The sequence below is a fragment of the Campylobacter sp. RM9328 genome (genome assembly GCF_012978615.1).
In genome coordinates, this window is the sequence record NZ_LIWF01000006.1 from 88,039 (window position 1) to 109,251 (window position 21,213).

Sequence of the window (21,213 nt, forward strand, 5' to 3'; positions counted from 1 at the left end):
CGCCTCTTTAAAATTCTATAATATTTGGAAAAAATTCAAATTTCTTATCCGTTTCACCTTGCGCTATAGCTTTTTTTATTAGCGCGTCATTTGAACTTACTACGCCTTTAAATTTAGCCATCTCTTTTGCGTTTGTTACGCTTTTAACCGTCTTAAGCGCGCTTTCTGGATTGATAGGTTTGTTTGATTGGTAAAGACCAAAGTGTAAATGCGGTCCCGTGCTAAGCCCGCTTGAGCCAACATATGCTATTAGTGCGCCTTGTTTTACGCTCTGACCTGTTTTAAGTCCTTTGGCAAAGCCGTTTACGTGCGCGTAAAGTGTTTCGTAGCCACCGGCATGTTTTATGATAACAACTTTGCCGTATCCACTTTTAGTTCCTACAAATTTTACTGTTCCATCTCCTGCAGATCGTATCGGAGTTCCTCTTGGAGCACCATAATCAACACCTAAGTGAGCGCGGTATCTTTGCAAGATAGGATGGAAGCGTTTTGTTGTAAAAGGTGATGTTATGCGAGCATTTAATAACGGGCGGACAAGCAGAAATTTATCGTTTTTTTTGCCGTTTTTATCGTAAAATTTATCTTCAAATTTATACATCGTGTAGCGTTTATTTCTTGTTTCTATCATGGCGGCATAAATTTCAGGCGTATTAAACGGCTTTCCCATGCGGATCTTTTGGTTATAAACAACCACTATGCGGTCGCCTTTTTGAAGTTTTTTAAAGTCTATATCCTCACCTTTAAAAATTTGCCTTATCGCTATTCCAAGAGATGCAGAGCCTGTGTAGTCAAACAGATCTTCAGAGAGTGACTTTTGTATGCTGATGTTTACTACTTTATCGTAAGACTGGTATGATATAGGTATGAACTCAAGGCTAAAATTATCTTTTTTATCTCTAAAGATATGTAGCTGCAACTCGTCACTAACAGGAACTAAAACCTGGATAGTGTTTTGGTCTTTGTCTTTTAAAATTTGGTATTTTGTTCCTGCAATTATCTCTGCAGCAAGCTCTTTATCTTCGCTTGAAAGTTCATAAAAAAGCGAAAGCGGCATTTTGTTGTTTTCTAAGAAATTTAAAAATGATATACCATTTGGCCAGCTTAGCTCTTCTACGGTCGGATTTATGGCGTATAAATTTATAAATAATAATAAAAAAGTTGTAAAAGCCCGTAGCATCAACATCCTTAGCGTAAAAATAGATTTGATTTTACTAAAAATTTCTTTAAATTTTGCAAAAAATAAAGTAACTTAAGCTATAATCATTAAAATTTTAGAATACACAGGAGATGTTGCTTGAAGCGTTTTGTTTTTATTTTACTGTTTTTTTTAAATTCTGTTTTTGCGGCCAGTTTTCATTTTAATGAATACAAAACACCGATTTTAAGCATAGATGCAGATGATACGGCTACGATCGTAGATAGTCCGGAGATAGTTCTTGGTTCAAGCGGTGTAGTGCTTCATAAATTTAATACACAAAGCACGATCATAGCTCGTGTTAGCGTTGTATCTAAAAGCGGCGGCTTTGCTAAGGTTAGATTTGAAGTGTTTGATACGCTTGAGCAATCAGCCCTTCCTTTACCTGGAGTTGCACCTAGGGTAGGTGATACGGTGGTGTTAAACTACCTTTATAATCGTTCCGTTATCGTTGTTCCAAATAAAGAAATTTATGATGAGATAGTTTCTGCTTTTCCTAATATGATATTTATACATCCCGATCTTGTCGGTGCTTATTTAAGTTATGAATATAAGCCAAATCCAAATCGCGATGACTTTAGAAAGATGTGTTCACAAAGTGCGGCAGGACTTATCTTTGTTGCTATGGACGGAAGAAGCGTCTTTGCCGACTGCCAAAGTTTTGAAATTTTAAAAGAATTTGAAACAGGTGAAGTTGAATACTATCAACTGCCATTTTACACTAGAGTTAGTGGGATAGATACGGTGTTTTGGAAGCTAGATAGCGCGCATATTAATAATTACGACCAGCACTATGACTTGCTGTTTGATAAAGAGAGATAGTTATGCTAGACAAAAAACATATAAAATTCTTTCAAAATTTGCTAGGTGAAGATAATGCTTATTTTGATCAAGCTCACCTAATGGCATATAGCTATGACGCAACTAGAAAGCGTCATTTGCCAGACGGCGTGCTCTTTCCTGGGGATGAAAGTGATGTAAGTAAAATTTTAAAATACTGCAACGAAAACAAGCTTGCAATCGTGCCAAGAGGTGCGGGAAGCGGGTTTACGGGTGGGGCTTTGGCTCATGAAGGCGGCTTGGTCTTAGCCTTTGAAAAGCATATGAATAAAATTTTAGAGATAGATATGCAAAATATGGTTGCAGTCGTGCAACCAGGCTGCATAAACATGGACTTGCAGCGCGTGGTTGAGGAGCAAGGACTGTTTTATCCACCAGATCCTGCCAGTCAAGACTACTCTACTATAGGCGGAAATGTCAGTGAAAATGCAGGCGGTATGCGAGCGGCAAAATACGGCATAACCAAAGACTATGTAATGGCACTTCGTGCCGTGCTACCAAATGGCGAGGTTATACGTGCTGGAAAACGCACTATAAAAGATGTTGCAGGTTATAACATAGCAGGAATTTTAATAGCCTCAGAGGGCACTTTAGCTGTTATCACGGAGATCACGTTAAAACTTATAGCAAAGCCTAAATTTACCAAGACGGCAATGGGAATTTTCCCAAGTGTCCAAACTGCCATGAATGCCGTATATAAAAGTATGGCGGCAGGAGTAACGCCGGTAGCTATGGAGTTTTTAGACGCTCTTTGTATAAATGCGGTAGAGGAGAAATTCTCCAAAGGTTTACCAAAAGAAGCAGGGGCATTGCTGATAACTGACGTAGATGGTGATATTGAGGCTGGTTTAGAGCAAGACTTGGCGACGATAGAGCGTGTATTTAAGGAAAACGGAGCTGGTGAATTTAAGATAGCAAAAGACGCGAGCGAACGAAATGACATCTGGTTTGCGCGCAGAAACTGCTCTCAAGCTATAAATATCTATGGCACATTAAAGTTAAATGAAGACATCACGGTGCCACGCTCAAGACTTCCGGAGCTTCTTAAAAGGATAGCCGAGGTATCTGTAAAATACGGTGTAAAAGTGCCGTGTTTTGGGCATACTGGCGATGGAAATGTCCATACAAATGTAATGGTAGCTGATAAAAATGACCCCTCTCAAGTTAAAAACGGACATCAGGCGATAGAGGAAATTTTTAAGATAACGGTTGAGCTTGGCGGAACACTTTCTGGCGAACACGGTATAGGTATTAGCAAGGCGGAATTTATGCCTTTGGCATTTAGTGATGCCGAAATGGCGCTTTTTAGAGAGATAAAAAGAGCTTTTGATCCAAATAATATCTTAAACCCAGGCAAGATGGGATTATAAAATTTGGGCGTTATATGCGCCCTTTTTGTTAGATTTTGCTCATTTTGTTTAGAAATTTCAACTATTTTACATATTATTTTTGTGAAAATTTCAAAGAAAGCAGGCGTAAATGAGACAAGCAAACATTAAGCAAAATTTCAAACTTTGGTTAAATTTAGCATTAAAAGCAAAAGATAAAGAGTTGTTTCACTACGCATCAAGCCTTAGCTTTCACACTATACTCTCTATCATCCCGGTACTTCTTATTTCATTTTCTATCTTCACGCAGATGCCCAGCTTTAGCGTTTATTACGGTAAGATAAAAGAGTTTATATTCTCATCTTTATTGCCATCAAATCAAGAGGCGATCACAGGGTATATCGAGACATTTTTACAAAACAGCTCTGCACTTGGGGTACTTGGACTTGGGGCTATTATATTTACTTCGATAATGTTTTTTATAGATTATGAATACGTAATAAACAAGATAATGAAAAGTGAAGGACGTGGTTTTTTTAGCTCTCTTAGCGTGTATTGGACGCTTATAACTTTGGCTCCTATCGGGCTTGGACTTAGCTTTTATCTCTCAAATTTATTGCAAAATTTATTAAACTCTAACGAATACACAAATTGGATAAATTTTTTAAGCATTTTTCCATATCTTATAATTTGGGCGATATTTTGCATAGTTTATCTCATCTCTGTTAGTCGTCCTATAGCTTTTAAAAATGCACTTTTAAGCTCATTTGTAGCCTCACTTATCTGGTATCTTGGCAAAAATATCTTTGTCTTTTATGCTGCAAATAACAAAACTTACCTTAGTATTTATGGCTCATTTTCTGTGGCGCTGTTATTTTTTGTATGGATATACATCTCATGGATCATCTTTCTTTACGGGTTTAAGCTTTGCAGTTTTTTAGAAAATGCAAAAGATAATGAAGCAAAGAGCTCCAAGCAGGGGTAAGGTTAGCATAACGGCTTTAAATTTTATAGCTAAAAGAGAGAGTAGGTTGTAGCCTAGAAATGCTAAGAGCGGTATAGTGGCATTTGTAAAGCTTAACTTAAAGCTTAAAAACCAAGCCAACCGCTCATCACAAATTCCGCCATACTCAAACAAATGTAGTATGAAACTGAGAGGATAAAACAAGATAAAAATATAACTAAGCGGTATAACGGCTATTTGCTGAAAGCTAATGAGCGGAAAAAAGTAAAGCACACTTACTTCCATCGCCAAAAATACATAAAAATTTAAAAGCAAAGAGTGCGTGAGTATGCTAAATTTATCCTTGAAGTAGTGCAGATATAAAAATATATAAAACACACCTGCGCAAGAAAAATAAAAACCTATGTTAAAAAGCAAGCTAGGAAATAACGCCACACAAAAACAAACAACGATAAAAAGCGTGTTAAAGCTTAAAATTTTGATATTTCTACAAAGTAGCATAAAGCCAAAAATGCTCATCGTAAAAGCTCGTAAAAAGCTTGGCACAAAACCTATCATATAAAAATAAAAACAAAGCAGAGCAAAACCGATAACACTAATGTCAAATTTATAGCTTCTATACGGGAAAAACCTCGCTCCAAAATACCTATAAACAGGTGCCAAAAGTAAAAATACAACTCCCATTATCACGCCTAAGTGATATCCGCTTATGGCTACAAGGTGAGCCATGCCCCAATGTGAGATGTCATCTCTAAGCTCTTTTGAGACTGCAGCACCTAGAAAAAGAGCCATAAATAAAGATGAAATTTTATCGTTTTCATGTTGCAAAGAGATAAAATTTAGTGCCTTTTGTCTTAAATTCGGTGTCTTACTCTGCTCAAGAGGAGTGATGCCGTTTGACGGCATATAAAATACTCCTCGCAAATAATCAATAAATTTAACATCAAGGTTTATGACAGTAAGTTTTAGCTCATCAAAGGGTTTAAAATTTATATTTTTACGAGGCACGGTATAAAAACTAAAGCCGTTTGTTTTTAGGCGTAAAATTTTATATGTTTTATTAGACTCGTTTGTTTTTGTGTAGACAAGCTCTACCTTTGCGATGATCTCTTGCTCGCCAATGTCCATGAAATTTTTGTATTGAATATAAGATGAGGTTAGGTTTATGCAAAAGACAATAAAGCAAAAAAGCGCGAAATATAGATAATAAACGCGCTTGTTAAAAAGTTTCACTATCCTTGAAATTCCGCCATATGAGCTGCTCCGTAAGGCTTATCTGCAAAGCGAGAGTGCTGTTTGTGAAATAAAACTTCAACAGTGCCAACAGGGCCGTTTCTGTTTTTGCCGATAATGATCTCGGCATTTTCCTGAAGTTTGTTAAAGACGACCTCACTTTTATACTCTTTACCCTCGGCTTTCATGCGTTTTTCTTTCTCGCGCTCTTCTTGTTCGAGGTAAACTTCTTCGCGGTAAACAAATAAAATAGTATCCGCATCTTGCTCTATCGCGCCAGACTCTCTTAGGTCGCTTAGCATAGGGCGTTTGTTTGCGCGGGTTTCCAGACTTCGGTTAAGCTGACTAAGTGCGATGATAGGCATATCGAGTTCGCGCGCTAAAAGCTTTAATCCGCGGGAAATTTCGGCGATTTGCACATGGCGATCGGCAAAGTTGTTCGTGCTCATCATAAGACCGATATAGTCAATCACACAAAGTGAAATTTCAGGATGCATGGACTTTAGTTTTCGTAGTTGTGTTCGCACTTGGTGGATATTTACATATCCGCTATCGTGGACAAAAAGCTTGCTTTGCATGAAGTCATTACACGCGTCGCTTAGCTTTTGATACTCTTCGTCGTCCATTTTTGCTGTCATTAAATTTTGAAGCGGTATGGATGTTTTATCTGAGAGCATTCTCATCATTATCTGTTCTGCAGGCATCTCAAGAGAGAAGAAAACAACTCCGTTGCCGCTTTTTAAAACATGGCTTATGAAATTTAAACAAAGCGTTGTTTTTCCCATACCGGGGCGCGCAGCGATGATGATAAGATCGCCGTTTTTAAAGCCTTTTGTCATTTCATTTAACTCTCTAAAACCGGTGTCGATACCGACTATATCTCTATCTTCAAGTTCTGCTTGTTTTTTTAGATGTTCAAGCATGTTTTCGATGATCTCTTGGCTTTGTTTTATGCCGCCAGAAACACCACCTTCGATGAGTGCGTAAATCTCTTGGCTCATTTCATCAACCATATCGCGACTTGGCTTGTCTTCGCTTACTTTGCTTGGTATTTGTTGGGCGATCTTGATAAGACTGCGTTTGATTGATTTTTCTTTGAGTTCGGTTGCGTATTTTGTTATGTCGATAATAGAGTTTGTGGCAAGAATTTCTACCATTAAATTTTCATCAAAATTGCTTCCGAGCTTGTTTTTTAAAAATGAAGTAGCGATAGGTAGGTCGGAATTTAAGCACTCCATCATCGCTGTATAAATTTCAGCATGTCCCTTTAGATAAAAGTCACTTGGTTTTATAATGTCTGAAATTTCACTTAAAACATCGTTATTTAGGAGTATCGAGCTTAGTATCGCTCTTTCCATGTCAAGGTCGTATAGGTTGTGAAAATCAACCGCTTCAAATTTATTTTTCGCCACGGCTCTTTATCTCCTCGTCAAGTTCTAGTAAAAACCGATCCACTAGTTCACTCTCTTTTAGTCTTGCTACAACCTCGCCACGGCGCATGACTAGTCCGCTTTCCTTGCCAAATGCTATGGCGACATCTGCACCCTTTGCCTCGCCGATAGCATTTACCACACAGCCCATTACGCTTACATTTAACGGCTCTTTTATATGTTTGGTCTTTTCTTCGACAATCTTTATGGCGGCCATCAGGTCGCTTTGTAAGCGCCCGCAGGTCGGACACGAGATGATATTTAGTCCCTCACGCTGGCGACCACTATCTTTTAGTATCGCCTTTGCGACTTTTATCTCTTCTTCTAGCTCGCCCGTGATACTAACTCTCATCGTATCGCCGATACCTTCTAGCAGCAGTCCGCCAAGAGCGATAGCTGATTTTATCGTAGCGTGAAATGTTGTTCCCGCTTCCGTCACGCCCAAGTGAAATGGATAAATAACTTTTGGACGAAGCGCGCGGTAAGCCGCCATAGTTCGTTCTACATCGCTTGATTTAAGTGAAATTTTAATGTCAGTAAAGTTAAAATCCTCAAGTAAATTTATATTATACATAGCTGAAGCTACCATCGCTTCAACAGTGCGACCGTATTTATCTTCAAACTGCTCTTCAAGTGAACCCGAATTTACGCCTATGCGAATAGGTAAATTTCGCTGTTTACACGCCTCAACTACCGCTTTTATACGCTCTTTTGAGCCGATATTGCCAGGATTTATCCGCACGGCGTCTACAAATTCGCTAACAATTAGCGCAAAGCGGTAGTTAAAATGAATGTCGGCAACTATCGGAAGCGGACTTTGCTTAACTATCTCTTTAAGCGCGTAAGCGTCTTCTTTATCAAGCACAGCACAGCGCACGATATCGCATCCCGCAAAGTATAGGCGATTTATCTGCTCTAGTGTGCCTTTTATATCTTTTGTTTTTGAAAATGTCATCGACTGCACCGAGATAGGTGCATCTCCACCGATAGCTACGTTTTTGATTTTTATCTGTTTAGTCGGATATCTTTGCAATTTTTAGCCTTTAAAAGTAAAAGATTATTATATAAAAAGTAGGATTAAAATTTGATTTCGCGTATTTTTTGAAATTTAACTAAAATTTACAGGGTCTATATCGATATCGGCATGCTCTTGGTTGCAGATATTTGCGATATTTATAAGCGGTAGATGGGAGGAGCTTCTTATTAAAATTTCATAGCGAAATTTATCTCCTAGCCTTTCGATCGCGCATTTCCCATATCCTATCACTTGAAATTCTTGATCGTTTTGAAGTGAATTTATCCTAAGTATCATCTCATCCATGATCTTTTTGGTGCTTGCTTCGTTTTTATGTGAGATGATTATTCTTAAAAGTCTAGTAAAAGGCGGATAAAGACTCTCTCTAAAACTAAGCTCATCGGCTAAAAATTTATCATAATCACTAATGTAGTTTTCAAAAAATTCACGCTGTCGACTTTGGACGATAACCCGTCCTATACCGTTCCTGCCGGCACGTCCTGCTACTTGCATACTTAAAGCCAGAGTCTTTTCTCTTGCTCTAAAATCAGGATAATTTAGCAGCTCGTCAATACCCATTATCACGGCTAGATCAACGTTATGATAGTCGTGTCCCTTGCTTAACATTTGTGTTCCCACAAGGATATCGATCTTGCCGTCGTTAAATTCTTTTAATGCTTTTACGAGTTTGTTTTGTGTCGTGATCTCATCGCGGTCAAATTTTGAAATTCTAGCATTTGCAAATTCGTTTTGTAGTTGTTCCAAAAGCTCGCTCGTGCCGATCTTTTTAGCCTCTATCATCTGGCTACCGCACTTTTCGCATCTTTGTGTGACTGGCATTTTGTATTCGCAGTATTGACATTTAAGCACATTTTGTTTTTTGTAAAAGCTCATACCTATGCTGCAAAATGGACATTTTATGCTTTCTCCACACTCTTTGCACTCGAGATATTTGAAATTTGCGCGTGTTGGCAGGCAGATGACGGCTTGTTTTTTGTTTGCCAGACATTTTGCGATCTCGTCTTTTAAAATTTGAGTAAGTCCTGTTTCACTCTCATCGTATATGAAGAATTTTTGTGAATTAAAAAATGTCCCTCGCATACGAAAAACAGGCTGTTTGTGAAAGCTTGTTAGGCTTGGTGTAGCACTTCCTAGGATGACTCTGACGTCAAATTTACTTGATAAAAACAACACTAGATCGCGAGCGTTATAGTGAGGTCGAGAGCCTGTGTTTTTGTAGCTATCGTCATGTTCTTCATCAACAACGATAAGCTTTAAATTTGACATCGGTAAAAACAGAGCCGAGCGAGCGCCTGCAACAAGTAAAACCTTGCCGTTTGCGATGTTTTCTAAAATTTCACCTTTTTTCTTTGCTGAAATTTTAGAGTGCCAGATGGCTACTGCTTCACCGAAAAATCCCTCAAGCCGCTTTTGCATTTGAGGGGTTAGTGAAATTTCAGGCATTAAAAATAATGCTTGTTCACCGTTATCTAAAATTTCTTTAATAGCCGCGATATAAACCTCGCTTTTACCGCTTCCTGTATCACCAAAAAGCAGGCTTGTTTTGTGTGACTTGATAAAATTTAACGCGCTGTTTTGCTTCTCGTTTAGCGTTGGAGTTTTATTAAAATTTTGCGTAAAATTTTGCGTATCTTTGGTAGTGTTTTCCTCACAAAGACCGATGGCTACACCAAAGTTACAAGTATAGTAGTAGCTTATAAATTTAACAAGTTCGGCTTGCATCTTAGTTAAAGAGTAGGGTAAAATTTCTAAAATTTCAAGTGTTTTAAAGTCCGGTTCATCACACTGTGAAACCACATATCCGGTATTTTCTTTTCTGTTTAGATTTACTTTTACGGCTGTAAAATTTTCTATCTTTTTATCTGAATGATATGTTAGAGCGGATAAATTTAAGCCACTAAAAGAAACTTTGTAAAAGTGCATTACTGAGTTAGTTCTTCACAAAGACCTTCGTCATCACAAGTAAATGAGCCGTCAGTTGCATTATAGGTAAAACTTGTGCTTCTTGTGGAAATTCGTATCGTGTATGTATCGCCCACGTTTCTCCAGCCGCTTGATGACTCGTTAGCTGCCGGTTTAATGCCTTGGACAAGAACGCCGTCAAAAAGCAATGAAGCGTTAGAGCCTTCTAGGGAATTTGGATAAACCGCACCTCCTCCGCTCATTAAAGATTCGTTAAATTTTGCTGATATGGCACTTTGTATGGCTACGATCTGGGTTCTTGCCTTTGTTATCATCGCATCATCTCGCGTGAAAAATATCTTTGGCAAAGCCACTCCAGCTAAAATACCGACGACAACTATGATAAATATCAACTCTATCATCGTAAAAGCAGCTCTTTTCATTTATCTTCCTTTAAGATGGCGTTGTCTATTTTTTCGATGATACGCTTTAGGTCGTTTTCCTTGGCGTAGTCAGCGTAGCATTTTTCTATAAATGCGTTTAAAACGTCTTTGGGGTCAAGAAATTTTTGACCGCCTAGAAATTTTTGCCAATCACGCTCAAAAATTTTGGCAAAATCATCATCAAGAGTGATAGTGTAGTCGCGCGAAAGTATTGTAAGCGTGATTTGCTTCATTAGTTATCCGAGTTATTTTCCTAAAACCGCTTCTATCTTTTTAAGCACGTCATCAGTTTCACTATTCTTCTTGTTTAGCTCCTCTTCAAGGCGTGCGATCTGGTTTGTTTTAGCTTCGTTTTGCGCTTTTAAAGTTACGATTTGATTATGTAAATCTTCGTTTGTTTTTGTTACCTCGTCATATTTTTCAAGTAGGTCATTTACTTTGCTTGTTAATGTGGTTAGTACTTTGTTTTCTTCAAACATGATTCACCTCTTTTTTAAAATTTAAGTTTGTATTTTAGCACGCAAAGGCTAAAATATAGCTAACAATGAGAGTACTTTAAGTAGTTTGCGCAGAGTGACAGCGTGATGTTTGATGTCTTTACTTGCTCAACACGAGTATCTCGCTAAATTTTGGCTTCGTATTTGCTTAGCTCAAATTTTAGGAGCGTGAGAGTTTCTCTTGTAAAATATAAAATTTATATAAAAACTTGCCTTGAAATAAGATTGTTTTGGCTAAAATGTAAAATTTATGAATTTGAATTTAATGTAAGTGGAATTTAAGATGAAAAATGAGTTTGAAATTTCAAGTAAATTTAGCCCAACACAGCATCAGCAAGACACTATCGACGGTATCGTTAGTAGCATACGTGGTGGTAACCGTTACAACACGCTTTTGGGTATAACAGGCTCCGGTAAGACCTTTGTTATGGCAAATGTGATAAAAAATTTAAAAATGCCGACTTTAATAATGACACACAATAAATCTCTTGCAGCACAGCTTTATAGCGAATTTAAAGGCTTTTTCCCAAATAACCACGTGGAGTATTTTATAAGTTACTACGACTACTATCAGCCAGAAGCCTACATCCCGCGTCAAGACCTTTTTATAGAAAAGGATAGCTCTGTAAATGAGGAGCTTGAGCGTATGCGTCTTTGCGCGACCGCTAGCTTGTTAAGTTTTGATGACGTTATAGTTATAGCATCTGTCTCGGCTAATTACGGTTTGGGCGATCCGGGCGAGTATCAAGGCATGGTGCAATATCTAAATGTCGGTGAAAATTTAAGCCAGCGCTCGCTTTTGCGCCGTCTTGTTGATATGGGATATAAACGAAATGATGCTTATTTTGATCGTGGTAACTTTAGAGTAAACGGCGATGTGGTCGATATTTACCCGGCGTACTGGGGTGATGAGGCACTTAGAGTGGAATTTTTTGGCGATGAGATAGAAAGCATGTATCATTTTGACATACTTGAAAACAAACGAACTAAAGATATAAATAAATTTACGCTTTATGCAACAAGTCAGTTTATCGTGCGTGAAGAGCGTTTAAAGTCAGCTATCAAAGATATTGAAATAGAGCTTGATGAGCGACTTAAATTTTTTAAGAAAGAGGGTAAGCTTGTCGAGCATCAGCGCTTAAAGCAAAGGGTGGAATTTGACCTTGAAATGCTTGGCAGCACGGGGATGTGTAAGGGTATAGAAAACTACGCACGTCATCTTACGGGACAAGGCGAGGGTGAAACTCCATATACAATGTTTGATTATTTTAAATTACTAAATGATGGAAATTTCTTAGTGATAGTCGATGAAAGTCATGTTAGTTTACCGCAGTTTCGCGGTATGTATGCAGGAGATAGAAGTCGCAAGGAAACTCTTGTGGAGTATGGGTTTCGTTTGCCTAGCGCGCTTGATAACAGACCGCTTAAATTTGATGAGTTTATAAATAAAAATGCGAATTTTTTATTTGTATCAGCCACACCAAACGAACTTGAGCTTGAACTCTCGCAAGGTCATGTATATGAGCAGGTTTTGCGTCCTACCGGGCTTTTAGACCCGCTTATAGAGCTACGAGATAGTGATAATCAAGTAGAGAGCCTATATGATACGATAAAAGAAGTGGTTGGGCGCGGCGAGCGTGTGTTGATAACTGTTTTAACTAAAAAGATGGCTGAGGAGCTAACTCGCTACTATACTGAACTTGGCGTTAGAGTAAAGTATATGCACTCAGACATCGACGCCATAGAGCGAAATGAGCTGATACGCGGTTTAAGAAGTGGCAGTTATGATGTGCTAGTCGGTATAAATTTGCTTCGTGAGGGACTTGATCTTCCAGAGGTTTCACTTATAGCCATAATGGACGCGGATAAAGAGGGGTTTTTACGCTCACGAACCAGTTTGATACAAACCATGGGGCGAGCCGCTAGAAATGTAAACGGCAAAGTTGTGATGTTTTGCAAAAAGGTAACAAATTCCATGCAAGAGGCGATAGACATCACGACCTCAAGGCGTAAAATGCAAGATGAGTATAACAAGGCTAACAACATCACTCCGCGTTCTGCAACGAGAAATATCGAAGAGAGCTTGCATGTCGAAGATGAGGGTGTGCTTTATCAAAAGGCTAAAAATATGGAAAAAATGCCGGCTGCCGAACGAGCTAAAATCGTAAAAGAGCTTAAAAAGCAGATGTTTGAAGCGGCAAATGCGCTTGAGTTTGAAAAAGCTGCAGCCTTGCGTGACGAGATAGCAAAGCTTAGAGAGCTTTGAAATTTATGGCTAAAATGTAGATATAAATTTAAGATATTAAATTTTTGCAATAACTTGTTTTATGAAAAATTTGTAATTTGATATAAGGCTATTTTTATCATTTTACATACCGTCCTAAAACTTTTAATCTATCATTTTGTTTTTGATAACTTTACATATGTAATTATAAATACATTTAGCAAAAGTGCTTTTGTTTGTTAAAATAATATTTTCTTCGCCAAGTTTTTTAATACACTTATACGCAGAGTCTAAAAGGCTTGTAGTCATGATAAATGCTTTCTTTAGACCTTCTTTTGTTTTGTTGATTTTATATCATAAATTTTGACATTGACGTCAAATTGTTCTTACTTAAATATTACAAAAAGCTATTTTAGGTTTAAATTTCTCAAAAAAGAGCATAATAATTCTTTGTGCTATAATGATCAAAAATAAAAAGGAGTGAGATGAAAAAGTTTATGATCATACTTACATTACTGATAGCTGTTTTTGGTGCTTCGGCGTATTTGTTTTTTAAGCCAAAAAATTTGCAAAATAATGAGGTTGTTTTGGATACCGAACTAACTCCTCTGCCTTGCGATCTAAACAAAGAACACTCGTGTGAGGTTGAGTATAAAGGCAAAAAAGTAAGCTTTGCGCTCTCTCCAAAACCTATCTACACCATGCAGCCTGTTACTGTTAAGATAGAAGGCCTTAGTGATATTAAAAATCCAAGCCTTGAGATAAGCGGCGTAAATATGGATATGGGTGTTATAAAAGCCAAACTTGAGCCGCGCGAAAATGGTTACGTTTCAAATGTTGTCTTAAGCTCTTGTTTGCTTACCGTGATGAGATATAGGTTTGAGATTTATAGCAACGGCAAAAAGATCGGTCTTTTTATCGACTTTGATCTAAGGCAATAAAGTAAACAAAAATAAAATAAATTTAATTTTTAATAGTCAGAGTTGTGTAGAGACTACTCTGACTATTAAACTTATAAATTCAAAGTAAAATAAATTTAAAAACTTAACTTCAAAACATACCTTGCTGCCTTTGTTTTTGCTTGGTTATGGGTATTTTAGAAACAATTTTGAAATTTTTTGCTTATTGATAAAAGCTTTAAAATTGAGCAAAAATTCGTAAAATAGTTATGTAATTATCACTTAGAAATTTAAAATGTTACCATGCTACACAAATATATTTTTTATTAACTAATTATTCAAAATCTTGACACAAATCAACGCTCTTTGCCGTATCTAGTGCTATGATAACACCAAGAGAGGATGAAAAACATGAAAAAAATATTTTACATGATCATATTCTCGAGTTTGTTATTTGCAAATTCAAGTCAGCACTTGGAAATTACAAGCGGTGATATAGGCGGTTGCGCTTACAGCCAAAACGGCGATCTCTTAGCTGTTTTTGATAATCAAAATTTACTTAAGATCATAAATTTAAACACGCAAGATGAAGTCGGTATCATAAAGGGCAAAAGGCTAACTTCAGCTTCGTTTGATAAAGATAGCTTATATGTCGGAACTAACGATGGTGAAATTTTAAAATTTAATCAAAACGGCACACATGACAAGAGTGTGTTTGATGCATCATCTTTTGGACTAGATACTTCTATCTTTTATCTAAAATTTAAAAATAACAAACTTTATGCTTTTGTCGGCAAGAACACATTCATCTCTTATGATGTAGCAACAGATAAATTACACACGATTAAGCTTGATAAAATTTATAGAGTTTCAAGCTGTATTATCTTGGATGATAGGGCGATAGTGACCGGCTGGGATAGGTCGGTTTATGAGATAAATTTGACAAATTTACAAGCTAAAGAGCTATTTAGGACAAAAAGTGTTGTTTTAAGCTCGCAAGAGCTTTTGGGTGATGTGGTTTTTGGTCTTGCAAACGGAGAAATTTTGACATTAAAAGATGGGAGCTACATAAAAATTTCAGACTTTGGTGTAAAAAGTTTAGCTTTGATAGATGATGAAATTTATATGGGGCTAAAAAATGGAGAAATTTATAAGAGTGATTTGAAATTTAAGGATATTAAAATTTATGGTGCAAATCCCGACACGGTGGTTAAAATTTTTGGTCATAACAAGAGTATCGTCGTGGTGATGCTAAACGGTAAGGTTAAATTTAACAATAAATCTTAACAAGAAAGGAGATTTTAGATGAACGGTTTTTTACGCTCTGCTATTGTCGGCGTGGCTGGCGTCGTTCTTGCTACAAGCGGTGCTTTTTCAAGTGATCTTGCAACGATCATGAAAGAGCGTGGCTTAAGCGAGAAAGACGTATTAGCTGCTGCTAAGACATATAAACCAAGCGGCAAGAGAGATGATTACATCGTTTTTTCATCAGGCGGACAAAGTGGTCAAGTTTTGGTTTACGGCGTCCCTTCCATGAGAATTTATAAGTATATCGGAGTTTTTACGCCCGAACCTTGGCAAGGATACGGCTATGACGAGGAGTCAAAAGCGATCTTAAAAAGCGGTGCCATCAGAGGCAAAGAGATAACATGGGGTGATACTCACCACCCGGCGCTTACGGAGAAAAATGGTGAGTATGTTGGAGACTATCTCTTTATCAACGATAAGGCCAATCCTAGAATCGGTGTTATAAATTTACATGACTTTGAAACAAGTCAGATCGTTGTAAACCCGGTTATAAAAAGCGAACACGGCGGAAGCTTTGTTACTCCAAATACCGAGTATGTCATCGAAGCCGCTCAGTATGCAGCCCCGTTTGATAACAACTATCACCCGATAGAGGAGTATGAGGCGGTGTATCGCGGTGCTGTAACTCTTTGGAAATTTGACTATCAAAAGGGTAAGATAGACGAGAAAGCTTCATTTACTCTTGAACTTCCTCCTTACTGGCAAGACTTAAGCGATGCAGGCAAAGGCGAGAGCTTTGGATGGGCTTTTACAAACTCTATAAATTCAGAGATGTATACAGGTGGTATAGAAAAGGGACTTCCTCCATTTGAGGCGGGAGCAAGTAGGAACGACACTGATTACATGCACGTTTATAACTGGCAAATTTTAGAAAAACTTGCACAGGATAAGAAAAACTACATGGAGATCAACGGTCATAGAGTTGTTACTATAGAAGCTGCAGTAAAAGCCGGAGCGTTGTTTTTGATCCCTGAGCCAAAAAGTCCGCACGGTATCGACGTGAGCCCTGATGGCAGATACATCATCATCGGTGGTAAGCTAGACACTCATGCTAGTGTTTTTGACTTTAGAAAGATCAAGGCGTTAATCGATAAGAAAGAATTTATAGGCACCGATCCATATGGTATACCTGTGCTTGACATGAAAAAAACGCTTCACGGACAAGTCGAGCTTGGTCTTGGACCTTTACACACCTCATTTGACGAGAAGGATGGAATTTTATATACATCATTGTATGTTGATAGTCAGATCGTAAAATGGGATTATAAAAATTTAAAGGTTCTTGACAGGATAAATGTCCACTATAACATCGGACACCTTGATACTATGGAAGGTAAGTCTGCTAAGCCAAAAGGCAAATATGCTATCGCTTTAGACAAACTTTCTCTTGATAGATTTAACCCGGTCGGTCCTTTACATCCGCAAAACCACCAGCTTATAGATATAACAGGTGCTAAAATGGAGCTTTTATACGATCTTCCTATACCGCTTGGCGAGCCACATGACGTGGTATCGATCGCAGCTAGCAAGCTAAATCCTGCCGCGACTTACAATATGGGAACAAACTCTCGAACAGGCAAGGCTCACCCAGCTGCTACTTTAGCCGGTCAAGAGAGAATCGAACGTAACGGCAACAACGTGACTGTTTATGCGACAATGGTAAGAAGCCATATCAACCCTGAGCATATCGAGGTAAATAAAGGTGATAACGTAACTATCCACCTTACAAACCTAGAGCGTGCGCAGGATGAAACACATGGTTTTACTGTAGATCTTTACAACGTTCACGCATCGCTTGAACCTGGCAAAACCGCAACTGTAAATTTTGTTGCTGATGAAGAGGGTGTTTTTCCTTACTACTGTACTGAATTTTGCTCTGCGCTTCACCTTGAGATGATGGGTTATTTGTATGTTAAGGATCCAAATAAAAAATACGAATCAGCCAAGGTTAGCAAGCTAAAAACCTTAAGCCCCGAGGCTTTAAAAGCTGAATACGAAAAGGTCATAGCTACAAACAAAGCAACTGATGATGTTATACAAGGCGTTGTGGCGTATTTAAAAGAAAAAGGATACGAGAAGTATCCTAAAGTAAAAGAGCTTGTTGTTGATGCCCTAGATCAATACGGTAGGATCCCTGAAACTAAGGCTAAGGCTGATGAAGCTTACAAAAAAGGCGATGTAAACGGCGCGATCCTTTGGGAGTATCAAGTATGGCAATACATGGTAAAAACCGCCGATGTTGGTTTAAGAGCTAAAAACAATCTGGCAAAAGAGATAGCAACTCCTATGAGTGCGGCTGCCGCAAAAGGAGAAGAGGCTTACTTAAAAGGTGGTTGTAACGGTTGTCACGTCATAGGTCAAGTAAGCTCCGGTCCAGACTTAACCGGTGTTTTACTAAGACATGAAAACGGCGAGAAATGGGTGTTTGACTTTATTAAAGACCCTGCTAAATTCTATAATGATGAGTATATCAAGTCAATGATTGATTACTTTAACCTTAGAATGCCAAACCAAAACATGAGCGATCAAGAGACAAAAGATATCATAGAGTATCTAAAATGGATCGATGAAAACGCCGGCATGTAGTGCAAATTCGGGAGAGAAAAGCTCTCCCGAACTGTTTAAATTTCTAAAAATTTAAAATGAATTGTTAGAAATTTAAACACAAGGAGAAAAGATGAAAAAGTATCAAATTTATACGATCATCGCGCTAGTTTTAATGACTGTTTGTTTTACCGTGCCGGTTCTTGGATTTTTTGGGGCAAATGCAAAGATAGCTGCAGGTGAAAGCCTACCTGGATACTCTTATAAAATTTACGACATTTATACTTCGTTTCAGCATAAAAATCACCTACTAAAAGAAGACGTGGCTTCAAGTCTTGAAAAGATGTTGGAAAGTAGGGCTGAGATAGGAACGCCGTCTTTTCCTGTATGGTATGTTTCTCTTGAAGCTCCTAACTATCCAAAAGAGGTCTTTCCTAACGGAATTCCTGTTTATTTTCATGTTGATGGATATAGCGGAGAGGTTCATGAGATGAACACTATAAATCACTACATCGGCATGTATCCTATGGAGCACGGCGGTAATGTAGAACGTGCCATATCTCCATACTATCTACTTATCTCTACGATATGTATGCTTGCGTTTTTGTATTATGACGGTAAATTCAACTCACTGCTTATGGTGCTTCCAACTATAGCGCCCGTGCTTTTTATGGGAGCGTTTGCGGGCTGGCTTTACTGGTATGGACACAACATGCAAGAGTGGGGAGCGTTTAAGATAAAACCATTTATGCCGACAGTTCTTGGTGATGGTAAAGTAGCGCAATTTACAACACATTCATACCCTAGTATCGGTTTTTGGATTATGATAGCAATGAGTGTTCTTTGTATCTTGGCTGTATTTTCAAAGAAAAAAGAACTTAAAAAATGAAATTTTTGCTTTTAGCTTTTATGATCGCCACCTTTGGTCTTTCAAATCCGCTACAAGAGGCTATAAATTTAGCCAAAGACGGTGATACTCTTTGGCTAAATGACGGAATTTATAGCGGTAATGTTGTCGTTGATAAGGCGATAACCATCATCGGCAAAGGACAAAATGCCGTTATAAAGGGAGATAAAACTTCAAGCGTTATAAAAGTTACTAGCAAAAACGTTAAGCTTATAAATTTAAATATCGAAGGCAGCGGCATCAGTCAGATGACGCTTGATGCCGGGATAAGTTGCCTAAACGGCAATAACTTACTTGTAGAAAAAAATCGCATAAAAGATGTGCTTTTTGGTGTTGAATTATCTCAGTGCAATGGTTCTATTATAAGAGATAACAACATAACTTCAAAAGATGGGTTTGATATACCGCAAAGAGGCGATGCTATTAGAGCGTGGTATTCGCATGAGAATTTGATCGAAAAAAACTATGTTTATAATAGCCGTGATATCGTGGCGTGGTTTTCTAGTAGTAATACGATAAGAGGTAACCATGGTTATGGTAACAGATATGCGATACATACGATGTATTCGTCTAATAACCTAATAGAAGAGAATAAATTTAGCTACGGTGCCGTTGGGATGTATTTTATGTTTTCCACCAAATCGCTTGTTAAAAATAACACCATTATCGGCTCAAGCGGTGCTTTTGGGGTTGGCATAGCCTTAAAGGATGTTTCTGACTTTGATATAAAAGATAACATCTTGCTTTATAATGCAAGAGGATTTTATCTTGATAGGTCTCCGTTAAATCCAGGGGCGTTGAACAGCTTTGAGAACAACCAAATTTTACATAACATAGTCGGCGTTCAACTCCATGCTACACAAGAAAGAAGTATCTTTTTAAACAATGACTTTATCGGCAATATGGACACGGCGATAAACGACACCCCGGGCTCTAAGATCGACCAGATATACTGGGAGGGTAACTACTTTGACGAGTATGAGGGGTATGACTTGGATCGTAACAGCATAGGAGATGTATCCTATGTAAATTTTGTTTATGCCGATAGGCTGTGGCAATACTATCCGACTTTGAGATTTTTTTACGGCTCAAGTATTATAAGTGGATTAAATTTCCTGGCTAAATTAGCTCCGTTTTCAGAGCCTATAAAATTACTTGAAGATAAAAGTCCAAAAATGAAACCAAACAAAGAAAAGACAAGCGTATGAATAGAAGAAATTTTATAGCATTTACCGTAGTTGCTGCAGGAGTTGGGTATGGAGCGGGAAAGTTGCTTCCAAAGACAAATTCTCATGAACTGTATCTAAGACCGCCCGGTGCCGTTAAAAATTTCGAAGCTTTGTGTATAAAATGCGGGCAGTGCGTTCAAGTATGCCCTTATCACAGCATAAATTTGCTTGATATAACACAAGGATACTCAAACGGCACTTCATATATATCGCCAAATGATAGAGGCTGTTATCTATGTGATCTTTTTCCGTGTGTATTAGCCTGTCCAAGCGGCGCGTTAGATCATCATACGACTCGTATTAGCGATGTTTTAATGGGGATTGCGGTTTTGGGTGACGTAAATTCCTGCCTTGCTTATAAAAATGAAAACATCAACCAAAACGGCGTCTTAAAAATGTTTGAAAGAAAAACGTATAACGAACGTGAAGAGGCATTAAAAGAGACGATAAAACAAAGAGTTGATAACGAATGTGATCTATGTGTTAGACTTTGTCCTGTTGGAGATGAGGCTATAGCGATGAGACGGACAAAAGATGGTGCAAATTTACCCGATATAAAAGAAAAATGCGTAGGTTGCGGTGTTTGTGCGGAGGTTTGTCTGGCGCAGATTATTAGCATAATACCAAATAAAAAATATAATGAAATTTACAAGGAGGGCTAATGAGATATAAATTTTTATGCTGTTTGGCGGCGTTTACGCTACTTTGCGGTTGTGATAACGGCAAAGGGAGTGAAGGTAAAATGACTCAAACCAAGCAGTCCGCACAAGCAGAGTTAGCCACAAACCAAGCTCCTGCGATAGAGATACAAAAAGCAAGTAACCATAACACAAAACAAAAGGATAATTCAGACTTTTTTACCTACGATATACATGGTCAAAAGCGCGTTTCTTTCGGGCTTGATGACAGTAGCGTAAGTCGATCTGTCGGCGCTTTGGCTATGGTTCGCTCTCCACTTGAGGTTATAAATTTAAAGCTTATAAAGGGTCAGCTTAGCAAGGAATTTATCTTAAAATGCTCCGCTTGTCACGATGACTATGCAAACGGCATCATAGGCCCTTCGCTTTTAACTAAAAGTAGCGATGAGATATTTAATATGATAAGCGCTTACAAAAACAAAGAAAAAGCAAATGTTTTGATGAAAGACCTTATAAAAAACATGAGCGATACAGAGATAAGATCGCTTGCGGATGAGATAAGTAACTTTAACGAACAGTTTAGAAAAGGAAAATAA

The 21,213-nt window shown here is 38.0% G+C and carries 19 protein-coding genes; 11 read left to right on the plus strand and 8 right to left on the minus strand.

Features of this window, described 5'->3' with window-relative positions; genetic code table 11:
- Nucleotides 1-7 precede the first annotated feature (7 nt).
- Entirely contained in the window at nt 8-1,177 is a 1,170-nt protein-coding gene (locus tag CCAL9328_RS05530; RefSeq protein ID WP_169937408.1) for a peptidoglycan DD-metalloendopeptidase family protein, read from the minus strand.
- Nucleotides 1,178-1,294: 117 nt separating this feature from the next.
- Here CCAL9328_RS05530 and CCAL9328_RS05535 point away from each other — a divergent pair, with 117 nt between their 5' ends.
- The 3 genes from CCAL9328_RS05535 to CCAL9328_RS05545 all read left to right on the plus strand — a co-directional run bounded on the left by CCAL9328_RS05535 (nt 1,295) and on the right by CCAL9328_RS05545 (nt 4,348).
- Nucleotides 1,295-2,017 (plus strand): plasminogen-binding N-terminal domain-containing protein, encoded by a 723-nt coding sequence (locus tag CCAL9328_RS05535; protein WP_169971482.1) that lies wholly within the window; start codon nt 1,295-1,297, stop codon nt 2,015-2,017.
- Between the two features lie 2 nt (nt 2,018-2,019).
- Nucleotides 2,020-3,405, plus strand: a complete 1,386-nt coding sequence (locus CCAL9328_RS05540; protein ID WP_169937411.1) for an FAD-linked oxidase C-terminal domain-containing protein — start codon at nt 2,020-2,022, stop codon at nt 3,403-3,405.
- 109 nt (nt 3,406-3,514) lie between these two features.
- Nucleotides 3,515-4,348 (plus strand): YihY family inner membrane protein, encoded by an 834-nt coding sequence (locus CCAL9328_RS05545; RefSeq protein WP_170000207.1) that lies wholly within the window; start codon nt 3,515-3,517, stop codon nt 4,346-4,348.
- Here the strand turns inward: CCAL9328_RS05545 and CCAL9328_RS11290 are convergent.
- The 7 genes from CCAL9328_RS11290 to CCAL9328_RS05580 all read right to left on the minus strand — a co-directional run bounded on the left by CCAL9328_RS11290 (nt 4,301) and on the right by CCAL9328_RS05580 (nt 10,850).
- Nucleotides 4,301-5,560, minus strand: coding sequence for a ComEC/Rec2 family competence protein (locus CCAL9328_RS11290; protein WP_170000208.1), 1,260 nt, complete (start codon nt 5,558-5,560; stop codon nt 4,301-4,303). The genes CCAL9328_RS05545 and CCAL9328_RS11290 overlap by 48 nt on opposite strands.
- Nucleotides 5,560-6,972, minus strand: a complete 1,413-nt coding sequence (locus CCAL9328_RS05555) for a replicative DNA helicase (protein ID WP_169937416.1) — start codon at nt 6,970-6,972, stop codon at nt 5,560-5,562. Before CCAL9328_RS05555 ends, CCAL9328_RS11290 begins: the two co-directional genes overlap by 1 nt.
- Nucleotides 6,959-8,023: a flavodoxin-dependent (E)-4-hydroxy-3-methylbut-2-enyl-diphosphate synthase gene (ispG, locus tag CCAL9328_RS05560; protein ID WP_169937418.1), complete on the minus strand. Its 1,065-nt coding sequence runs from the start codon at nt 8,021-8,023 to the stop codon at nt 6,959-6,961. Before ispG ends, CCAL9328_RS05555 begins: the two co-directional genes overlap by 14 nt.
- 75 nt (nt 8,024-8,098) lie before the next feature.
- Complete coding sequence (locus CCAL9328_RS05565; protein ID WP_169937420.1) at nt 8,099-9,949, minus strand: primosomal protein N'; 1,851 nt, start codon at nt 9,947-9,949, stop codon at nt 8,099-8,101.
- Nucleotides 9,949-10,371 (minus strand): type II secretion system protein, encoded by a 423-nt coding sequence (locus tag CCAL9328_RS05570; protein WP_169971491.1) that lies wholly within the window; start codon nt 10,369-10,371, stop codon nt 9,949-9,951. Before CCAL9328_RS05570 ends, CCAL9328_RS05565 begins: the two co-directional genes overlap by 1 nt.
- A complete protein-coding gene (locus CCAL9328_RS05575; RefSeq protein ID WP_169937424.1) occupies nt 10,368-10,604 on the minus strand; it encodes a hypothetical protein in 237 nt (78 codons plus the stop codon). Before CCAL9328_RS05575 ends, CCAL9328_RS05570 begins: the two co-directional genes overlap by 4 nt.
- A gap of 12 nt (nt 10,605-10,616) precedes the next feature.
- A complete protein-coding gene (locus CCAL9328_RS05580; protein ID WP_169937426.1) occupies nt 10,617-10,850 on the minus strand; it encodes a hypothetical protein in 234 nt (77 codons plus the stop codon).
- Nucleotides 10,851-11,151: 301 nt separating this feature from the next.
- Here CCAL9328_RS05580 and uvrB point away from each other — a divergent pair, with 301 nt between their 5' ends.
- The 8 genes from uvrB (at nt 11,152) to CCAL9328_RS05620 (ending at nt 21,213) form a co-directional block, all read left to right on the plus strand.
- The gene (uvrB, locus tag CCAL9328_RS05585) at nt 11,152-13,134 is read left to right on the plus strand and encodes an excinuclease ABC subunit UvrB (protein ID WP_170000209.1); all 1,983 of its coding nucleotides are present in this window, start codon (nt 11,152-11,154) and stop codon (nt 13,132-13,134) included.
- A 443-nt stretch (nt 13,135-13,577) separates the two neighbouring features.
- Nucleotides 13,578-14,033: a hypothetical protein gene (locus tag CCAL9328_RS05590; protein WP_169935464.1), complete on the plus strand. Its 456-nt coding sequence runs from the start codon at nt 13,578-13,580 to the stop codon at nt 14,031-14,033.
- A gap of 369 nt (nt 14,034-14,402) precedes the next feature.
- On the plus strand, nt 14,403-15,278 hold the full coding sequence (locus CCAL9328_RS05595; RefSeq protein WP_169935466.1) for a WD40 repeat domain-containing protein: 876 nt from the start codon (nt 14,403-14,405) through the stop codon (nt 15,276-15,278).
- Between the two features lie 18 nt (nt 15,279-15,296).
- The gene (nosZ, locus tag CCAL9328_RS05600) at nt 15,297-17,885 is read left to right on the plus strand and encodes a Sec-dependent nitrous-oxide reductase (RefSeq protein ID WP_170000210.1); all 2,589 of its coding nucleotides are present in this window, start codon (nt 15,297-15,299) and stop codon (nt 17,883-17,885) included.
- Between the two features lie 91 nt (nt 17,886-17,976).
- On the plus strand, nt 17,977-18,732 hold the full coding sequence (locus CCAL9328_RS05605) for a cytochrome C (protein ID WP_169971495.1): 756 nt from the start codon (nt 17,977-17,979) through the stop codon (nt 18,730-18,732).
- Nucleotides 18,729-19,958 (plus strand): nitrous oxide reductase family maturation protein NosD, encoded by a 1,230-nt coding sequence (gene nosD, locus CCAL9328_RS05610; RefSeq protein ID WP_170000211.1) that lies wholly within the window; start codon nt 18,729-18,731, stop codon nt 19,956-19,958. Before CCAL9328_RS05605 ends, nosD begins: the two co-directional genes overlap by 4 nt.
- Nucleotides 19,955-20,641: a 4Fe-4S dicluster domain-containing protein gene (locus CCAL9328_RS05615; protein ID WP_170000212.1), complete on the plus strand. Its 687-nt coding sequence runs from the start codon at nt 19,955-19,957 to the stop codon at nt 20,639-20,641. The genes nosD and CCAL9328_RS05615 overlap by 4 nt, the downstream gene beginning before the upstream one ends.
- Entirely contained in the window at nt 20,641-21,213 is a 573-nt protein-coding gene (locus tag CCAL9328_RS05620) for a c-type cytochrome (protein WP_170000213.1), read from the plus strand. Before CCAL9328_RS05615 ends, CCAL9328_RS05620 begins: the two co-directional genes overlap by 1 nt.